At 65.1% G+C, this 18,442-nt stretch carries 19 protein-coding genes and 1 tRNA gene; 3 read left to right on the top strand and 17 right to left on the bottom strand.

Going from position 1 to position 18,442, the window contains the following annotated elements:
* The first annotated feature begins 41 nt into the window (after window positions 1–41).
* Both rsmD and coaD read left to right on the top strand, forming a co-directional pair.
* Window positions 42–650, top strand: coding sequence for a 16S rRNA (guanine(966)-N(2))-methyltransferase RsmD (rsmD, locus tag EEB15_RS01990; RefSeq protein WP_141507843.1), 609 nt, complete (start codon window positions 42–44; stop codon window positions 648–650).
* A gap of 44 nt (window positions 651–694) precedes the next feature.
* The gene (gene coaD, locus EEB15_RS01995; protein ID WP_141507844.1) at window positions 695–1,195 is read left to right on the top strand and encodes a pantetheine-phosphate adenylyltransferase; all 501 of its coding nucleotides are present in this window, start codon (window positions 695–697) and stop codon (window positions 1,193–1,195) included.
* 63 nt (window positions 1,196–1,258) lie between these two features.
* Here coaD and EEB15_RS02000 read toward each other — a convergent pair whose 3' ends face one another.
* From EEB15_RS02000 to EEB15_RS02035, 8 genes are all read right to left on the bottom strand, one after another.
* Window positions 1,259–1,978 carry an alpha/beta fold hydrolase gene (locus EEB15_RS02000; RefSeq protein ID WP_141507845.1) on the bottom strand — a complete coding sequence of 240 codons (720 nt, stop codon included), beginning with the start codon at window positions 1,976–1,978 and terminating at the stop codon, window positions 1,259–1,261.
* Window positions 1,975–3,195: a tetratricopeptide repeat protein gene (locus EEB15_RS02005; RefSeq protein ID WP_233259306.1), complete on the bottom strand. Its 1,221-nt coding sequence runs from the start codon at window positions 3,193–3,195 to the stop codon at window positions 1,975–1,977. Before EEB15_RS02005 ends, EEB15_RS02000 begins: the two co-directional genes overlap by 4 nt.
* Window positions 3,185–4,621: an amidase gene (locus EEB15_RS02010; protein ID WP_141507846.1), complete on the bottom strand. Its 1,437-nt coding sequence runs from the start codon at window positions 4,619–4,621 to the stop codon at window positions 3,185–3,187. Before EEB15_RS02010 ends, EEB15_RS02005 begins: the two co-directional genes overlap by 11 nt.
* Window positions 4,622–4,633: 12 nt before the next feature.
* On the bottom strand, window positions 4,634–6,139 hold the full coding sequence (locus EEB15_RS02015) for an ABC transporter substrate-binding protein (RefSeq protein ID WP_199236439.1): 1,506 nt from the start codon (window positions 6,137–6,139) through the stop codon (window positions 4,634–4,636).
* Window positions 6,140–6,203: 64 nt separating this feature from the next.
* Window positions 6,204–7,067: an ABC transporter ATP-binding protein gene (locus tag EEB15_RS02020; protein WP_141507848.1), complete on the bottom strand. Its 864-nt coding sequence runs from the start codon at window positions 7,065–7,067 to the stop codon at window positions 6,204–6,206.
* Window positions 7,064–8,059 carry an ABC transporter ATP-binding protein gene (locus EEB15_RS02025; RefSeq protein WP_141507849.1) on the bottom strand — a complete coding sequence of 332 codons (996 nt, stop codon included), beginning with the start codon at window positions 8,057–8,059 and terminating at the stop codon, window positions 7,064–7,066. The genes EEB15_RS02020 and EEB15_RS02025 overlap by 4 nt, the downstream gene beginning before the upstream one ends.
* An 80-nt stretch (window positions 8,060–8,139) precedes the next feature.
* Window positions 8,140–9,021, bottom strand: coding sequence for an ABC transporter permease (locus tag EEB15_RS02030; protein WP_141507850.1), 882 nt, complete (start codon window positions 9,019–9,021; stop codon window positions 8,140–8,142).
* Window positions 9,018–9,968, bottom strand: a complete 951-nt coding sequence (locus tag EEB15_RS02035) for an ABC transporter permease (protein ID WP_141507851.1) — start codon at window positions 9,966–9,968, stop codon at window positions 9,018–9,020. The genes EEB15_RS02030 and EEB15_RS02035 overlap by 4 nt, the downstream gene beginning before the upstream one ends.
* A gap of 53 nt (window positions 9,969–10,021) precedes the next feature.
* On the opposite strand from EEB15_RS02035, the gene EEB15_RS02040 reads away from it, so the two are divergent.
* Window positions 10,022–10,291 (top strand): YfhL family 4Fe-4S dicluster ferredoxin, encoded by a 270-nt coding sequence (locus EEB15_RS02040; protein ID WP_141507852.1) that lies wholly within the window; start codon window positions 10,022–10,024, stop codon window positions 10,289–10,291.
* 6 nt (window positions 10,292–10,297) lie between these two features.
* Here EEB15_RS02040 and EEB15_RS02045 read toward each other — a convergent pair whose 3' ends face one another.
* From EEB15_RS02045 to ltrA, 9 genes are all read right to left on the bottom strand, one after another.
* Complete coding sequence (locus EEB15_RS02045; protein WP_141507853.1) at window positions 10,298–10,723, bottom strand: hypothetical protein; 426 nt, start codon at window positions 10,721–10,723, stop codon at window positions 10,298–10,300.
* Between the two features lie 26 nt (window positions 10,724–10,749).
* Window positions 10,750–11,358, bottom strand: coding sequence for an aminoacyl-tRNA hydrolase (gene pth, locus EEB15_RS02050; protein WP_141507854.1), 609 nt, complete (start codon window positions 11,356–11,358; stop codon window positions 10,750–10,752).
* A 90-nt stretch (window positions 11,359–11,448) separates the two neighbouring features.
* Entirely contained in the window at window positions 11,449–12,168 is a 720-nt protein-coding gene (locus tag EEB15_RS02055) for a 50S ribosomal protein L25/general stress protein Ctc (RefSeq protein ID WP_141507855.1), read from the bottom strand.
* Between the two features lie 102 nt (window positions 12,169–12,270).
* Window positions 12,271–13,248 (bottom strand): ribose-phosphate pyrophosphokinase, encoded by a 978-nt coding sequence (locus EEB15_RS02060; protein ID WP_141507856.1) that lies wholly within the window; start codon window positions 13,246–13,248, stop codon window positions 12,271–12,273.
* A 76-nt stretch (window positions 13,249–13,324) separates the two neighbouring features.
* A tRNA-Gln gene (locus EEB15_RS02065) sits at window positions 13,325–13,401 on the bottom strand.
* A 20-nt stretch (window positions 13,402–13,421) separates the two neighbouring features.
* Window positions 13,422–14,282, bottom strand: a complete 861-nt coding sequence (gene ispE, locus EEB15_RS02070; RefSeq protein ID WP_141507857.1) for a 4-(cytidine 5'-diphospho)-2-C-methyl-D-erythritol kinase — start codon at window positions 14,280–14,282, stop codon at window positions 13,422–13,424.
* Between the two features lie 12 nt (window positions 14,283–14,294).
* Window positions 14,295–14,795, bottom strand: coding sequence for an outer membrane lipoprotein LolB (locus tag EEB15_RS02075; RefSeq protein ID WP_141507858.1), 501 nt, complete (start codon window positions 14,793–14,795; stop codon window positions 14,295–14,297).
* The gene (locus EEB15_RS02080) at window positions 14,792–16,483 is read right to left on the bottom strand and encodes a tetratricopeptide repeat protein (protein WP_370283281.1); all 1,692 of its coding nucleotides are present in this window, start codon (window positions 16,481–16,483) and stop codon (window positions 14,792–14,794) included. Before EEB15_RS02080 ends, EEB15_RS02075 begins: the two co-directional genes overlap by 4 nt.
* A gap of 165 nt (window positions 16,484–16,648) precedes the next feature.
* Window positions 16,649–18,355: a group II intron reverse transcriptase/maturase gene (gene ltrA / locus EEB15_RS02085; protein WP_141507860.1), complete on the bottom strand. Its 1,707-nt coding sequence runs from the start codon at window positions 18,353–18,355 to the stop codon at window positions 16,649–16,651.
* Window positions 18,356–18,442: the final 87 nt, after the last annotated feature.

Raw genomic sequence — 18,442 nt, forward strand, 5'->3', positions numbered from 1 at the left:
GCAAACATCCTTGCGGGTGCCTCTTCTATGATCGGCGGGCCATGAATCGACGCCCCCCGCCTGCCAAAAAAGTCCCCACCCGCCGCCCCACACAGGTTCCACGCGAAGTGCGGATCATCGGCGGCCAATGGAAACGCACCAAACTGCCGGTGGCGGACAAGCCCGGGCTGCGGCCCACGCCCGACCGCGTGCGTGAAACCCTTTTCAACTGGCTGGGGCAAGACCTCACCGGCTGGCGCTGTGTCGATGCATTTGCCGGCACCGGCGCGCTGGGGCTGGAGGCCGCCTCGCGCGGCGCGGCCGATGTGCTCGTGGTGGAGCAGGACGCACAGCTCGTCGACCAATTGCGCGCAATTCAGGCCAAGCTCGGCGCCGCGGCCGTCAAGGTGGAGCGGGGGAACGGGCTTTCCGTGCTGGGCCGGCTCGCGCCGGGCTCGACCGAGCTCATCTTCCTGGACCCGCCGTTCGACGCCGGCCTCTACGAAAAGGCGCTCGCCGCTGCGGCACAGGCACTCTCGGCCGAGGGGCTGATCTATCTCGAGGCGCCCGTTGCGTGGGACGATGCCGCGCTGGCGCCCTATGGCTTGGCAGCGGTGCGCCACCTGAAGGCTGGAGCCGTGCACGCGCACCTGCTGCGCCGGGCTGCATAATGCACCGCAGCAAATGGCGAAAAGCCGACCGTTGAGGAGACAACATGGCGCAGAGCGTGATTGCCGTCTATCCCGGCACCTTCGACCCGATGACCCTGGGACATGAAGACGTGGTGCGGCGCGCCACCCAGCTGTTCGACAAGGTGATCGTCGCCGTTGCGGCGGGCCACCACAAGAAGGCCATGTTTTCGCTGCAGGAACGCATCGACATGGCCAAGATCGTGACCGCGGGCTACCCGCAAGTCACGGTGGAAAGTTTTTCGGGCCTGCTGCGCGACTTCGTCGTGGCGCGCGGTGGCAAGGCCATGGTGCGCGGCCTGCGCGCGGTGACCGACTTCGACTACGAGTTTCAGCTGGCCGGCATGAACCGCAGCCTGATGCCCAACGTGGAAACGGTCTTCCTCACGCCCAGCGACAAATACCAGTTCATCAGCAGCACCTTCGTTCGCGAGATCGCCGTGCTGGGCGGCGAAATCGAAAAATTCGTTTCGCCGAAGGTGCAGGAGCGGCTCATGGAAAAGGTCCGGAACCTGGCCCAGGATTAGTTTCTGTCATTGCGGGCTTGACCGGCAAACCATGTCCCGGTTCCTGCGACCCTCCACGCAGGCTTAAGTCTTTAACGACTTTAACGACAAGCTTTCCAGCCACGCCACGAGCTCGGCGTTCACGACATCCGGCCTTTCCATCGTCAGCATGTGGCCGCAGCGCGGCACCCATTTCAACTGCGCACCGGGAACCAGCGCCGCGATCTCCAGTGAGCATTCCGGCGGTGCCAACTGGTCGCTGTCGCCGCACATCACCAGCGTCGGGCAACGCACTGCCGCAAGGTGCGTCCGCGCATCGGGCCTGACGATCACCGCGCGGTTTTGCCGGATTAACTGGTCCGCGCCGGCGCGCAGCACGAAGTCGATGTAGGAGCGCACCAGCACGGCGTCGCGCGCCTGGTCCGGGTGGAAGGCAAAGGCGACGTTGGGTTCGATCACTTCGGCGACGCGGCCCTGCGCGAACAGCTCGATGGCCCCTTCGCGCAGCTTGCGCATGTCGGGCGTTTCGGGCCGTGCGGATGTGCCCAGCAGTGCGAGGCCGGTGATTCGCTGCGGCGCCTGGCGCGCGGCTTCCATCGCGATCATCCCGCCCATGGAAGCGCCGCAAAGAACCAGCGGACCTTCGTGAGTCACCAAAAGGGCCGCGGCCATTGCCTCGATGGTTTCGTGAGGCTGGGCGTGCACATCTGCGACGATCGGCGCCCACGGGGCCAACGCGGGAACCTGCGCCTCCCACATGGTTTCATCGGCGGCCAGGCCTGGGAGCAGGATCAAGCGGGTCATCTGTTCGCGCGCTGCGCACGTGCCACCGCGTCTCGATGCACACGGACGAACAGGTCGCGCTGGGCGTGGCTGCCGCCGATCTCGGCCAGCCTCGGCAGGGCTTGGCCCAGCTCGTCGGCTGCACGCTGATAGTCACCTCGCGCATGCGCGAGCAGCCCCCGGCTGGCCGGCACGCAAACCTGCTGCCATGCCGGCGTGGCGTGGTCGGGCGCGTTGGCCGCGTGCGCCTCAATGTTGCGCATCAGTGTGTCGGCCTCCGGCCGTTTTGCACGAGCAAGGCCATAGAGGTACTGCATGTCGAGGAAGGGCAGCGCATGATCGTCCAGGCGCCCGGCGAGATAGCCGGCAACATCCTGCCAACGATCGCCCACGTCGGCGCCCGCCAGTTCCAGGCGGGCGAGCAGCGACACGGCGTTGATCTGGTCCTGCGAGTAGTCCTTGGCCACGCCCCACACCTGCTGGTCGTACAGCGCCAGCACTTCATCGTGGCGTTCCAGTTCGAGCGCGAAGAGCGCCTGGTGCCACCAGTTGTGCGTGACCATGAAGGAGTTGAGGCCGGTCCAGGTCTCGCTCACATCCTGCATGAACGCATGGCCTTCATCGATGCGGCCTTGGGTGAGCATCACGTGCGCCAATGCGTGATGGGCCCACGGTTCCTTGCGCCGCATCGAGATGGCTCGGCGCGCGGCCACCTCCGCCTCGTCCAGTTGATGGCACTGCTCATGCGCGAACGCCAGCATGCCGTGCAGGTAGGGGACGTCGCCCGAAGCGGGCGCCGCAGCGCTGGCCATGCGCAGCATGCCCGGCGAATCACCCACATTGAAGAGGTGGTAGTGGCCGAGCTTGAGCGATGCCAGGTCGCGAGGGAACTCGCGAGCCTGCTCGTCGTGCAGGGCGATTGCGCGCGGGATGTCGCCTTCGACCCAGGCCTTCACCGCATGAATGAAGCGGCGCTCGCGCGGCGTGCAGCGGGACTCGCCCGCCAGCGCACGATCCAGGAACGGCTTTGCGTTGGCCGACGCATCCCGCGACTCCGCAAACATGTGGACCGCGGCCGAGCAGGCCTGGACGATGGGGCTGGGGTCGCGTTCAGCCGCGGCCAGGATGTTCACCGCCCGCGCTTCGCTCGCGATGAATCCTTCGACGAAGTCGTTGAGCGCCGCGAGGCTGCTCTCATCCTCCAGCGTCGCGGCATTGCCCAGGCTGTCAGTCCACATGGTGCAGCGCTTCGGACGGCGGCTGCGGCCAGGGCCGTTGCGGATCGCGGATGATCTCGAACGCGCGCGAGACTTGCAGCACGCCCAGGTCGTCGAAGCGCTGGCCGGCGATCTGCAAGCCGATCGGCAACCCGGTCGACGTGTAGCCGCAGTTGATCGACGCCGCCGGCTGCTCCGACATGTTGAACGGAACCGTAAAGCCGATGTGCTCCAAAGGCCGCAGCGGATCGTTGGTCGGCGATGGCAATTCGGCCGCGAACGCGGGCATCGGTGAAGTGGGCGAGATCACGTAGTCGAATGCGCGGCAGGCATTCACCGTCGCCACGCGCGTCGCATGGAACTGGCTGGTCGCCTTGTACAGCGCTTCGCCATCCATCCCCGCGGCGCTGTCGGCCCACTGCTGGATGTAGGGGAGCACCTTGGCCTTGTTCAGCGTTGTCAGGCTCTTCATGTCCACGTGCGAGCGCATGCGCCAGAAGTGGTCCATGCCATCGAGCATGGTCTGTGTCATGAAAGGCTTCATCGGCGCGACCACGGCGCCCGCCCGTTCGAAGAGTCGAGCGGCGTGCTCGATCGCCGCGCGCACCTCGGGCTCCACCGCCAGGCCGCAACCGGCTTCCAGCAGCAGGCCGATGCGCAGGCCCCTGAGCTTTTCAACGCCCGCGTCGAAACGGTCCCAGGCAATCTCCTGGTGCGGCAGGCTCATGCTGTCGCGCGGATCCGGCAGCGACAGCACCTGCATGAACCAGGCCGCGTCCGCAACGCTGCGCGTCATGGGGCCGGCTGCGCGGCCGGTATACGGCGGATCAATCGGGATGCGGCCCAAGCTGGGCTTGAGGGTGTAGATGCCGCACCACCCCGCCGGCAGGCGAAGCGAGCCGCCGATGTCCGTGCCGATGTGCAGCGGCCCATAGCCCGCAGCCGCTGCCGCGCCGGCGCCGGCACTCGACCCGCCGGGCGTGCGCGACAGGTCCCAGGGGTTGCGCGCCAGCTTGTGGAAGCTGGACAAGCCCGACGAGAGCATCCCGTAGTCGGGCATCGTGGTCTTGGCGACGACGACGCCGCCGGCTTCGCGCACGCGAGCCGCGGGTGGTGCATCCGCGGCAGCGGGCACCAGATCGGCGGCGGCAGTCCCCAGCGGGGTCGGGTCGCCGTGCGTGGCGATGTTGTCCTTGATCGTGACGGGCACGCCGTCCAATGGCCCCATCGGCTCACCGCGATTCCAGCGTGCTTCGCTGGCGCGCGCCTGCTCGAGCGCGAGCTCGGGCCGCAACAGGTAGAGCGCGTGAACATGGTGTTCCCAGCGCTCGATGTGGCCGAGTACCGATTGCGTCACTTCCACCGGCGAGAGGTCGCGCCGGCGGTACGCGTCGATCAGGGTAGGGGCCGAAAGCTCATGCAATGCACCGTGGTACTGCTCAGACATGCACGCAACCCATCATCCCCACGAAAGCAAGGAAAGGTCGTTGCAGAAGATCGGCATGTCCTTCCACAGGCCCTTCACTTCCTTCTTGGCGATGGTGGGGAACTGCGGCTGGAACAGGAAGCCGTTGGCGGCGTCGGCAGCCAGCAGCTTCTGCGCGTCGCCCAGCAGCTTGGCGCGGTCCTTGGCGTTGCCCGTGGCCTTGATCTTGTCGAACAGGTCGTTGAAGGCCTTGGACTGGTAGCCCCAGTAGTAGCCGGGCTTGGCGTAGTTGCCCAGGTCGAACGGCTCCACGTGCGAAATGATCGTCAGGTCGTAGTTGTTGGGGCCGCCGTAGGTGTTGGACAGCCACTGCGCCCACTCGACGTTCTGCGTCTTCACCGTGATGCCGATCTTGGCGAGCTGCGACACAATGACCTCACCGCCTTGGCGCGAATAGGGCGGCGGCGGCAGCGTCATCGTGAGCTCGAGCGGGGTCTTCACTCCGGCCTCGGCCAGCAACTGCTTGGCCTTTTCGACGTTGTAGGGATTGACGCCCGTGGTGTCGACAAAGCCTTCAGCGCCCGGCACGTAGTGGCTGCCGATAGGCGTGCCGAAGCCGTCCGCGGCGCCGTCGATCACGGCCTTGCGGTCGATGGCCGAGAGGATCGCGCGGCGCACCCGCGGATCGTCCAGCGGCTTCTTCTTGCTGTTGATGGCCAGGATGGTCTTGGCACGGGAGCCGCCCAGGATCACCTGGAACTGCGGGTTGTTCTTGAACTGCGGAACGATCCGCGTCGCAGCGCGCGGGAACGCATCCACGTCACCCGACAGCAGCGCCGCAGCTTGCGCGGCAGGGTCCGAAATGAACCGGAAGGTGACCTTGTTCAGCTTGGCCTGGCCGGGGTTGCGAAAGCCCTCCCATTTGGTCAGCACCACCGATGATCCCTTGGCCCAGCTTTCCAGCTTGTAGGGGCCGGTGCCCACGGGCTTGGTGGCGTTGGTGTCGGCACTCTTGGGGTCCACGATCACGGCCGTGGCCTGGCCCAGGATGAACGGCAGGTCGGGGTCGATTTCCTTGTTCAGCAGCACCACGGTGTAGTCGTCGATCACCTGCACGCCCAGGTTGGCGAAGGTGCGCTTGTCCTTGTTGGTGCTCTTCTCGCCGCCGGCGCGGTCGAACGAGAACTTGACGTTCTGGGCCGTGAACGGCTCGCCGTTCTGGAACTTCACGCCCTTTCGCAGCTTGAAGGTGTAGGTCTTGAGGTCGGGCGAAACCTCCCAGCTTTCGGCCAATAGCGGGGTCACCTTGCCGTCGGAGTTGATCTTGGTGAGCGTCTCCAGCACGTTGTACTGCACGATCTCGGCGATGGCCGCGGCCGCGCCCGCCGTCGGGTCCAGTCCCGGCGGCTCTAGCGCCATGCCCAGCACGATCGCGTTCTTCTTGCCCTGCGCCAATGCGCTTTGCGAAACCGCCAGCGGCACGGCGGCCCAGGCGGCCACGGTGGCCGATTGCGTGAGGAGGGTGCGACGTTTCATGATTCTTGACTCCAGAGAGGGACCACAACGAAAGTTCGACGTCCCTTCTTCGGGGGCGCGCTTGCCATCATCCCCGAGATTGGCCGGACGTGGCAAGAGGGGATTGCTGGGGCGGTGCCGCGCGCGTGCGGCGTGCCGGTTCGGCCTTCGGCACCGCTTCCAGCAGGGCCTGCGTGTAGGGATGCTCGGCCGCATGAAAGAGACGCTCGGGCGGCCCCTGTTCGACAATGCGGCCCTGCCACAGCACCGCGACGTCGTCGCAGAGGTGGTGCACCACCGCGAGGTCGTGGCTGATCAGCATGTAGGTGATGCCGAATTCGGTCTGCAGGTCCTGCATCAAATTCAACACCTGCGCCTGCACGGAAACGTCCAGGGCGCTCACCGGTTCGTCCGCCACGATCAACCGCGGGCGCGTGATCAGCGCGCGCGCGATGGCGATGCGCTGGCGCTGGCCGCCGGAAAATTCATGCGGATACTTGCCCAGGTCGTTGGCGCGCAGGCCGACGGAGGCCAGCGTGTCGATGGCCCGCTCATGCCGTTCGTCGCGGCTGGTGTCGCCTTGCGCGGCCAGAGGCTCGGTCACGATGCGCTCGATGGTCTGGCGCGGATCGAGCGAGCCGTACGGGTCCTGGAACACCATCTGGATGTCCCGCCGGGCTTCACGCAGTTCTTCGCGGGGCAGTGCATGCAGGTCGCGGCCCAGCAGCTGGACCGTTCCCGACGTCGGCGTATCCAGCGCCATCACCAGCCGCGCCAGCGTCGACTTGCCCGAGCCCGACTCGCCGACGATGCCCAGGCTGCGCCCCGCCTCGATGCTGAAGCTCACGCCGTTGAGCGCGTGCACTTTGGGCGGCGGCCCGAACAGCTTCTCGCGCGGCATCGTGTACTCGCGCACCAGGTTCTCGACTCGAAGCAGCGGGGCTTCCGTCATGCAGCGGCCCCCTCGCGCTTCGCCGCCTCGACGGCCTCGAGGCGGATACAGCGTGCGCGGTGATCCGGAGCCACCTCGATCGGCGGAGGCGCGGTGTCGTGGCACGCTGCAATGGTGAATTTGCAGCGGCCCGCGAACGGGCAGCCGGCAGGCAGGTCCACCAGCTCGGGCACGGTGCCGGCGATCGTTGCCAGCCGCTGGCCCTTCTGCGAGCGCAGCCCGGGCCGCGCGGCGAACAGGCCCAGCGTGTAGGGATGCATACGATTTTCGAAGACCGATTCGGTGGGCCCGTTTTCCACCACGCTGCCCCCGTACATCACCAGCATGCGATGCACGTTCTGCGCGATCACGCCGAGATCGTGGGAAATCAGCATCAACGCCATGCCGCGCTCTTCCACCAGGTCGGCGATCAGGTCCAGGATCTGGCGCTGGATCGTCACGTCGAGCGCCGTGGTGGGCTCGTCGGCGATCAGCAGGTCGGGTCCGCAGGCCAGCGCCATCGCGATCGTGATGCGCTGGCGCTGCCCGCCCGAGAACTGGTGCGGGTAGGCGTCGATGCGGCGTGCCGCGTCGGGAATGCCCACGCGGTCCAGCAGCGCGATCGCTTCCTTGCGCGCGGCATCCGCCGACAGGCCGCGGTGCAGGCGCAGCGGCTCGCCCACCTGGCGGCCGATGCTGTGCACCGGATTCAGCGCGGTCATCGGCTCCTGGAAGATCATGCCGATGCGGTTACCGCGGATGCGGCACATCTGCGCGTCCGTTTGCGTGGTGAGCTCCTGCCCGTCGAAGCGGATGCTGCCCGTCACCTCGGCGTTCTCGGGCAAAAGGCCCATCAGCGCCATCACGGTGATCGACTTGCCGCAGCCCGATTCACCCACCAGCCCCAGCGTTTCGCCACGCTCCAGTGAGAAGCTCACGTCGCGCACTGCATAAGCCGGGCCGCGGTGCGTTTGCAGCTTGACGTGGAGGTGTTCGACTTCGAGCAGTGCCATCAAGACTCCCGACGGGCCGCCCCTAGGGAGGCTTGCGCCCCCTCGGGGGGCAGCGAACGAATGTGAGCGTGGGGGCCCATTTATCGTTTCCTTGCCAAGCGCGGATCGAACAGGTCGCGCAGGCCGTCACCGAGCAGGTTGAGACCGAGCACCGCGAGCGCGATGGCCACGCCGGGCCACACCGCCAGCAGCGGCGCCTGGAACAGCATGGATTGCGCTTCGCTCAGCATGCGTCCCCACGACGGCTGCGGCGGCTGCGTACCCAGGCCCAGATACGACAAGGCCGCTTCCGCCAGGATGGCGATGGCAAAGCGGATCGTCGCCTGCACGATCAGCACCGACAGGATGTTGGGCAGCACGTGTTCCATCGTGATGCTGAACGAGCCCTTGCCGCAGGCGCGCGCCGCCAGGACGAATTCGCGCGACCACACGGCGTTCGCGGACGCGCGCGTGATGCGCGCAAAGGTCGGGATGTTGTAGATGCCGATGGCGATGATGGCGTTGACCATGCCGGCGCCGAACACGGCCGTGAGCATGATGGCCGAGAGGATCGTCGGAAATGCGAAGCCGAAGTCGGCCAGCCGCATGATGATTTCTTCAACCCACCCGCGGCGCGCGGCGGCGAGCAGCCCGAATGCGGTGCCGATGATGAGGCCGATGCTCACCGCAATCACGCCGACGACGATGGAAGCGCGTGCACCCACTAACAAGAGCGAGACGACATCGCGGCCGTACGGGTCCGTGCCCAGCCAGTGACCGGGGCCGGGCGGCAGCAGCTTGTTGCCCATCACCACTTCGTAAGGCGAGTGCGGCGTCCACACCAGCGACAACAGTGCCGCCAGCACCAGCAGCAGGCTGAGCACGGCGCCGACGACGAAGCTGCGATGGCCAAACGCGCGCTTCCAGAAACCCGGGGCATGGATCACTGGTGGGTTCGCGACGGGCACGTCGTTGGCGCTCATATGTCGCTCGCCTTCACCCGCGGGTCGATCACGGCGTACAGCATGTCGACCACGAAATTGACGATCACCACCATGGCGGCCAGCAGCATCACGCAGTTGCGCACCACGATCAGGTCTCGGTTGGAGATCGACTGAAAAATCAGGCGACCGAGGCCCGGCAGGTAGAACACGTTCTCGACCACGATGGTTCCCGCCAGCAGCTCGGCGAACTGCAGGCCCATGATGGTGATGACGGGGATCAGCGCGTTGCGCAGCACATGGCCCCACATCGCGCCGCGCTTGGACACGCCCTTCGCGCGCGCGGTGCGCACGAAGTCTTCGCGCAACACTTCCAGCACGGCCGAGCGCGTGATGCGCGCAAGGATCGCCGACTGCACCACGGCCAGCGAGACCGCCGGCAGGATGAGCGCCTTGACGCCTTGCAGGATGCCTTCGTCCCAGCCCGAAAACCCGCCGGCGGAGAACCACTTCAGGTGCACCGAAAACAGCAGGATCAACAGGATGGCGAACCAGAAGTTGGGAATGGCGATGCCCACTTGCGACAGGCCCATCACGCCCACGTCGCCGAGCTTGTTGTGGCGCGCCGCCGCGTAGATGCCGGCGGCCAGCGCCAGCACGGCTGTGATGCTCATCGCCATCAAGGCCAGCGGCACGGTAAGGGCCAGCCTTTCGAGAACCAGTTCCGAGACGGGCGTACTGTAGGCGTAACTCACGCCCAGGTCGCCGGTCAGCATGCCGCTCACCCAATGCCAGTAGCGCTCGAGGGGCGGCCGATCGATGCCGAGCTTGGCGGCCAATGCGTGGACTGCTTCTGGCGAGGCATCGGGGCCCATGAGGATCTGGGCCGCGTTTCCGGGCAGGATTTCCAGCACCAGGAACACGACCACCGATGCACCTACCAGCGTCGCAATCAGGGTGATCAGGCGCTTGAACAGGAAAAGGCTCATGAAGCCGCCGATAATGCCAGAACTATGCCAAGCAATCGTGCAGAGGTTCCAGCATGGCGTTGATGATCACCGACGAGTGCATCAATTGCGATGTGTGCGAACCCGAATGTCCCAACCAGGCGATCTACCTGGGGCCGGAGATCTACGAGATCGACCCGGCGCGGTGCACCGAGTGCGTGGGCCACTTCGACGAGCCGCAATGCGTGCAGGTGTGCCCGGTGTCGTGCATCCCGCTGCATCCGCAGCACATCGAGGACAAGGAGACGCTGTGGCAGAAGTACCAGCGTCTCACGGCGCAGGCCAAGCAGGAAAGCGGGACCTGACGGCCGTCATTGGTCCTTCTTCGCCTTCTTCTTGACGGGCTCCTCGCCCGGCTTCTTCGGCGCGACAGCGGTGAAGTGTTCGTCCTTCTTCGATTTTGATTTCTTCGTTTTGCGCTCGGACTTCTTGGTGTCTTTCTGCGCTGATGCCGGCTTGTCCGCCGGCATGCCCACCGGCACGGGCTTGGCCTCTTCCTTGACGCGCGCCTTCTCCATCGCGTCCGCCGCCTTGGAGTCGCGTTTGGTGGCTTCGTCGGTTTGGGATTTCTGGGCGGCGCTGCGCGAGTCGCTCGCGGCTACCAGCTTTCCGTCCGCGCAGGGTTGCTGGCTGTACGTGTTGCCGCAACGGTAGACGTTTTGCGTTCCTTGCGCCGCCGCGGGCGCCACCCAGGCCAGGGCAGTGCAAACCAGGGCGACAGTCATGTAGTTGTTCATCTTTGCCTCCTCCTTGTGTCAAACGCTCAGACGCCTTCGGGCCGCGGTGGCTTGGGCCGGGGCGGCTTGCTGGTGTGCACCAGCAGCGTGGCCTTTTCCATTTCGCCGGCCAGCATCGCGGGCACGGCCTTGAGCGTGCGGTCCATGCATTCCTCGATGGCGGCGCGCTGTTCCGGCGCCGGCTTCTTCAGCACCCAGTTGACCACCTCGGCCTTGACGCCGGGATGCCCGATGCCCAGACGCAGCCGCCAGTAGTCACCGGTGCCCAGTTGGGCGTGGATGTCGCGCAGCCCGTTGTGGCCGGCATGGCTGCCGCCGAACTTGAGCTTGGCCTGGCCGGGCACAACGTCCAGCTCGTCGTGGATCACCAGAATCTCTTCCGGCGCTATCTTGTAGAAGCGGGCGAGTGCCGCGACGGACTTGCCCGAAAGGTTCATGAACGTCTGCGGCTCGAGCAGCCACACGGTCTGGCCGTGCAACGCGGCGCGCGCGACGAGGCCGTGGTAGCCGCGGTCACTGACGAGGTTGACCTTGAGGTCGCGCGCCAGCGCGTCCACCCACCAGAAACCCACGTTGTGCCGGGTTGCTTCGTACTCGGTGCCGGGGTTGCCCAGGCCGACGAACAGTTTGATCATGGGTGGGGATTATCGCGGCGTCTCGCCAAAGCAAACGGCCCACCGAGGTGGGCCGCGAGATGGGTCGTTCAGGTTGCCGTTGCGAAGAAGTTACTTCTTCTTGGCGGGGGCGGCTGCCTTGGCGTCCTTGGCCGGGGCGGCCTTGGCGTCCTTTGCGGGAGCAGCTTTCGCGTCCTTGGCCGGAGCGGCCTTGGCGTCAGCGCCAGCAGCAGCGGCTGCATCGGCGGCGCCCGCCTCGACGGCTTCTTCGCCACCGATCTGCACCACGGACACGAGCACCGGGTTCGGCTTGCCGCGCGTCACGGCCGTCACGCCCTTGGGCAGCGTGATTTCGTTCAGGTGCAGCGACATGCCCTTCTTCATGCTCGACAGGTCGACTTCGATGAACTCGGGCAGGTCGGCCGGCAGGCAGGAGATGTCGAGTTCGGACATCACGTGGTTGACCACGCAGCTCTCGAACTTGACGGCTTGCGATTCCTCGGCCTTCACGTAGTGGAAAGGCACCTTCATGTGCAGCTTGGTCTTGGCGTCGACGCGCTGGAAGTCGATGTGCGTAACTTGCTGCTTGTACGGGTGGTACTGCACGTCACGCAGAAGGACCTTGGCTTCCTTGCCGGCCAGTTCCATGTCCAGGATGGACGAATGGAAGGTTTCCTTCTTCAGGGCGTGCCACAGCGCGTTGTGATCGAGTTCGATCAGTTGCGGTTGGCCTTCGCCACCGTAGACGATGCCCGGGGTCTTGCCCGTATTGCGGAGACGGCGGCTCGCACCCGTGCCCTGCTTTGCGCGCTCAAAAGCGACGAATTTCATAATCAAACTCCAATATAGGAATCCACCGCGACCAGTGTGATTCCGCCTTTAAAAGGCCCGCGCTGAATGCACGAGCCGCTCGATGCCTCAGAACAGGTTCTCTTAAAAGAGATTTTCCTGGTCGGAGAACAAACTCATCACCGACTCTCCCTTGGCGATGCGCTGGATCGTCTCGGCGATCAGCGGGGCCACGGAGAGCTGGCGGATTTTCTTGCAGGTATGAGCGGCGTCGGACAGCGGAATGGTGTTGGTCACCACCACTTCGTCCAGGGCCGAGCCCTTGGCGATGCGCTCGATCGCCGGCCCCGAGAAGATCGGGTGCGTGCAATAGGCGTAAACCTTCTTTGCGCCGCGCTCCTTGAGCACCTCGGCAGCCTTCACCAGCGTGCCGGCGGTGTCGATCATGTCGTCCATGATCACGCAGTTGCGGCCGTCGATCTCGCCGATCACGTGCATCACTTCGCTCACGTTGGCGCGCGGGCGGCGCTTGTCGATGATCGCGAGGTCAGTGTCGAGCTGCTTGGCCAGGGCGCGGGCCCGGACCACGCCGCCGACGTCGGGCGACACGACGATCAGGTCTTCGTAATTCTTCTGGCGCAGGTCGGCCAGCAGCACCGGCGACGCGTAGATGTTGTCGACGGGGATATCGAAAAAGCCCTGGATCTGGTCGGCGTGCAAGTCCATCGTGAGAACGCGCGACACGCCCACCGTTTCCAGCAGGTTGGCCACGACCTTGGCCGAGATCGGCACGCGCGACGAACGCGGGCGGCGGTCCTGGCGGGCATAGCCGAAGTAGGGGATGACGGCGCTGATCCGCTCGGCCGAGGCGCGCTTGAGCGCATCGACCATGATCAGCAGTTCCATCAGGTTTTCGTTCGTCGGTGCGCAGGTGGACTGGACGACGAAGACGTCTCGTGCGCGAACGTTGGTGTTGATCTCGACGGTGACTTCACCGTCGGAGAAGCGGCTCACGCTGGCGGCGCCGAGCGAAATGCCCAGATGCCCCGCAATCTCCGCAGCCAGGGCGGGATTGGCGTTGCCCGTGAACACCATGAAATCGGGATGTGGAACAACCTGCATTGCAGAACCCAGCGCTTAGTAACCTGTCTTTGCCTTGACGCCCGGCACCGCGGCGGCTGCCGCGTGCCTCACATTTTGGCAGGGGAGGAAGGATTCGAACCTTCGAATGCCGGAATCAAAATCCGGTGCCTTAACCAACTTGGCGACTCCCCTACACGGGTTGACGGCTGAAATCAGCCGCCCACCGATGAATCGTCGCTGGGTGCCCACCCTAACAGAGGATGAGCCTCCAAATTACTGCATATCCGCACTTGCCAACCTGTTGGCGCCTTGATCAAGGTCCGCTCATGAGCGATTTTCGCGAAAACCGCACTGCCCGAGCCCGTCATCCGCCCCTGCAACCCCTGCGATTCCAGCCATTCGAGGGCCTGGGTGACGCCGGGACAGAGACTTTGCGCAACGGCTTGCAAATCATTGTGGCCAAAGCCCCAAGGGTTTGCAGCAAAGCCTGAAATTATAGCAGGCTCACTGTCTCGCTTCAGCAGTGGGTCGGCAAAGATTGCCGCGGTGGCCAGGCCTTCGGCCGGTTTGACCACCAGGAAACGGGCGCGCGGCAGCGCCAGAGGCTGCAATTCTTCGCCGATTCCCTCGGCCCAGGCATTGCGGCCACCCAGGAAAAACGGCACGTCGGCGCCCAGTTGCAGGCCGATTTTTGCAAGTGCCCGCACCGGCAGGCCCAAGCCCCACAACCGGTTGAGCGCCAGAAGACAGCTGGCGGCGTCCGAAGAGCCGCCCCCCATCCCGGCTTGCTCGGGAACGCGCTTCTCGATGGAGATGTGGGCGCCGTGAGCACAGCCCGAGGCGGCTTGCAGGAGCCGTGCGGCCCGTAGTACCAGATCATCGGCCGGTAGCGGGCGCGTGACGTCTTCGCGGCTCAGCGCGCCGCCGGGCCGCAGCTCGAAATGCAAGGTGTCGTGCCAGTCGATAAGCATGAAAGCCGACTGCAGCAGGTGCATGCCGTCCGCGCGGCGGCCGGTCACATGCAGGAAGAGGTTCAGCTTGGCCGGGGCCGGGACATCGTAGATCGCCTTCATGCGTGACGGGCCCTAGCGGTCGAGCACCACCCGCAGGTCGGCCGGCGGCGTCGGGTGCAGGCGCTGCGCGCGCAGCCGGCCGCTTTCCAGCTGCGACAAGTCGGCTTGCCAGCCAGCAACGGGGGTATTGGTTCCGCGCAGCCAATCGAAAAGGGCCGCCACCGGAAGGGCGGAGCCGGTGGCCTGGGCCACAAGGGTTTCGACCGAATCGAATTCCTGAGCCGGTCCGTTGGTGCGCAGCGTGGCCGACCCGGGGGCCCAGGCCAGCACGGCAAGGGTGCCGCCCAACGGGTGAGACAGCGTCAGCTCGCCGGTGCGCGCGTCGCCTTTGAGCTGAAAGCTTGCCGAAAACGATTGGCTCTGGCGGTCTTCGACCTGCAGCGCCAGCCGGCCGCTCCAGGGGCCCATTTCCGCAGATACCGCCTCCGCGGTCTTGGGCGGCGGGCTCGCGCAGCCCGCCAAGAGCACGGCGGCCAGGAGCCAGCCCAGCGACCCCACAGCGATACGGATCATGGCTTGACGCGCAGGCGCTTCAGGGTTTCCTGCAAGGTCTCGTTCTCGGCATTGAGCAGCAGGCCCTCCTTCCAGATGGCGTGTGCGCGCTCGCGCTGGCCCAGGCTCCACAGCACTTCACCCAGGTGGGCGGCGATGTCGGCGTCCGGCCGGGCCTTGTAGGCGATGTCCAGGATGCGCAGCGCTTCCGCGCGATTGCCCATGCGGAACTCCACCCATGCCAGGCTGTCGCTGATGAAAGGGTCGTCGGGCGCAAAGGTCAACGCCTTCTGGATCAGCTCCTTGGCCTCCGGTAGCCGCACATTCCGCTCGGCGAGCGAGTAACCCAGGGCGTTGTACGCGTTGTGATAGTCCGGTTTGGCGGCGATCACCTGGCGCAGGAGCTTTTCCATCTCAACCATGTTGCCCATCTTTTCGGCGAGCATTGCCTGGTCGTACACCAAGTCGGCGTCGAAGGGCTGCTTGGCAAGGGCCTGGGTCATCACCTCGTAAGCGGCCTTGTACTGCTTGTTCTCGCGCAGCAGTTGCACCTCGGCCATCATCTTCATCCGCCCGTCCTCGGGGGTACGCTCCGGCAGCGCGCGCAACAGTTTGCGGCCCTCTTCCAGCTTTCCTTGGCGAGCCAGCAGCGATGCGCGGCGGTTCTGCGCGGCCACCAGGTCCTGCGGGTTCTCGATCTTGTCGAGCCAGGCGCCGGCCAGCGTGAAATCCTTGCGCTTCTCGGCGATCCGCGACAGCGACAGGTAGGCCTGCGCCAGGCCACGGCTGCGCTCGTCGCCGCTGCGCTGCGCCTGCACGAGTTCGATGTAGCGCTTGAGCGACGCCTCGGCCGCTGCATCGCGGTTGTCCTGCAGCTGCAGCGTGCCCTGCACCAGCCACGCTTCGGGATAGTCGGGCTTTTCGGCCGTGACCACCTGCAATTGCTGCGACGCTTCGGCGTAGCGCTGCGCATCCAGCAATGCCCGCGCATAGCCCATCCGCAGTTCGGGCAAGGGCTTGCCCTCCATGTACTTCTTGACGATGGGTTCCGCTTGGGGCAGCTTGGGGTCCATCAGTTCAAGTGCCAGCAGGGCAGGGCCCTCGGCCGTTGGGCTGCTTGCCTGGCCGCGCCGGGCGGCGTCCAACGCACCGGCGCTGTCGCCAGCAGCCAGGCGCATGCGCCCGATGGCCGTCCACGCGGCAGGGGCCATGGCCGGCTGCGCCAGGTAATCGGCCAGAGCCTGTTCGACCACTGCGGCGGCCAGCTTCTTGTCGCTCACCCGCGAGTACGCGCGCGGAATGACCGCCAGCACGGCGCCGCGGTCTTTGGCGTCTGCCAGGGCGAGGTCGGACTTGAGCGGCTCGGCCGTGTCGGCGATGCGGTTGAGCGCCACCAGAATCTGCAGCACGTAGCGATTCGCTTCGCGCGAAGTGGGATGCGCCAGCTTCCAGGCGCGCGCGGCCTGCAGCGCCGAATCGCCCGACCGCGCCTGGAAAGCGACATCGACGGCCCGCTGGTAGAGCGCGGGGTCGTTGGTCTTGCGCGCGGCGTCCATGATGAGGGAGAAGCCCGCACCTGGCTCGGTGCCGCGTGCGGTGAGCTCGCCCAGGAGCAACTGATAGAACAGCTCGGCGTCGAGTGCGGTCTGCTCATTGGCAGCCGTGCTCTCGGGGGTTTGAGCAGGCACGGCCTGGACGAGGGCCAGCAACAAAGCACCGGCCGCGAGGGGAAATCTCTTGGAGGGTAGGGCCAGGACCTTTCGGCCCTGTCCCCCCCAAAGAACCGGACGTGCGCCTTTCAGCGCATCCGGCTCCCGCACGACCACTGGTTTCGTAGAGTCTTCAGGTTGCATAACCCTAGTCTACGCGCCAGATTAAAGTCCCCGTGCTGGGACCGGCTTGGTGACCTCCAAACCAAGGGCGTGTACCCGCCGGTGACAGACCGGATGCAGGAGCACCCGATTGGCGAGAGCGTTGCTCCCCCCGTGCATTCGATAGACGATGTGGTGGTCGTCCGCCTCGCCTGCACTGTCCAGCAATTGCTCACACAGGGCGCAATTGCCACCCTGCTGCATCCACAGCGTCAAACGCTGGCCGTCCCAAATTTCTTGCGATTTCTGGGCCGCATGACGTTGTTCGCCATAGATTTCCCACTGGGGATCAAAGGGGTTGTAGGCCCCCATGACTTTCTGGTGCCGGACAATTTTCGTGTCCGCAAGCTGGTACAAGACCAGCGTCACCTGTTCGTCCTGTCGGTTCCGGGTCGTGGTGGCAAACGCCCGGCGTGAGCCGAGTTGCTGCCAGTAGTGTTCGTACACCCACTTGCCGGACTTTCTAGGATGCCTGCGCAAGCCCCAGCGCATTAACCGCCAGTAAATCTGTTGGTCAAGGCGCGTGAAGGCCGCTTTGGCGACTACCCCTTTGTGGTACTGCGCCCAACCCCGAAGAATTGAATTGAACTTCTTGATGAGCCGTGCCGTTGGAACTGACAGCAAATCTTCGATGACCTCCCGCACCTCGCGGTAGAACGCTTTCACGTTCTTCATGCTCGGTTTGATCAGCATCTTTCCGCGGTACTTGCGGAAGTTCCACCCAAGGAAGTCAAAGCCGTTGTCGATGTGCACGACCGTGGTCTTTTCCTCGGACAGCTTCAGCCCCCGCTCGTGCAGGAATTCCACTATCCATGGTCGAACCACGGTCTCCAGCAGCTCTTGCGAGTCGCCGGTGACGACGAAGTCGTCGGCATACCGGATCACGTTAACCTTTGCTTTCTGAGCCTTGCAAAATCCCAGCGCGGCAACGATGTGCCGCTGCAGGCCTGCTTCCAGCCCATTCAGGGTGATGTTCGCCAATGTCGGCGAGATGATTCCGCCTTGCGGCGTTCCCATCTCGGTGCGGTGCAGTTGTCCTCTGTCGATGACGCCTGCTTTCAACCACTTGCGGAGAACACGTCGGTTCATGTGAACGTTCGCTAGCAGCCACTGATGATTGATGTTGTCGAAGAACCCGGTAATGTCCGCATCCAATATCCATTGCGCGGAGGCGCGTTTGGACAAGGACAAGAACAACTGGGCTCGTGCATCGTGCGTGGACCGCCCTTTCCGAAAGCCGTAGCTATTCGGATCGGACGCGCATTCCGCGACGGGCTCCAGCGCGAGCAGGTACAGGGCCTGCATCGCCCGGTCGAACACGGTCGGAATGCCCAGGGGGCGTTCCTTCCCATTCGCTTTCGGTATGTAGGCGCGCAGTAAGGGCCGCGCCCGGTATTCCGATTTATTCAGTCGGCACACCGCGTTCCATTTGGCCTCTGGTGTAGGCCAGAGTTCGCGATCGACGCCACTCGTTCGCTTCCCTCGGTTCTCGGTAACTTTCCTGACGGCCAATGCCTTGGCTTGCCAGGATCGGACGAGGCTTCTCTGGAGTCGTTTGACTCTTCGATAGTCCTTGTCCTGTTCTGCCTGCGCTATGCGCATCTGCGCCTTCCTGACGAATTGCGTCACCAGTCCCCAATCAATGAGGTGCCAGTGAGCATCGCCTGGAGACGCAGCGTCGGGGGCGCGAACGCCTTCGACTGTTTCCATACCTTCTCCAGTTAAAGAGGTCCCACAGGCGGAGGTTGACCCTTGCGGGTGAACCACCCGCAGGGCCGTGTTGAAGTTCGCAGCGCT

Origin of the sequence: Ramlibacter sp. WS9 (genome assembly GCF_003797765.1) — a bacterium.
In the GTDB taxonomy this organism is placed as follows: domain Bacteria; phylum Pseudomonadota; class Gammaproteobacteria; order Burkholderiales; family Burkholderiaceae_C; genus Ramlibacter.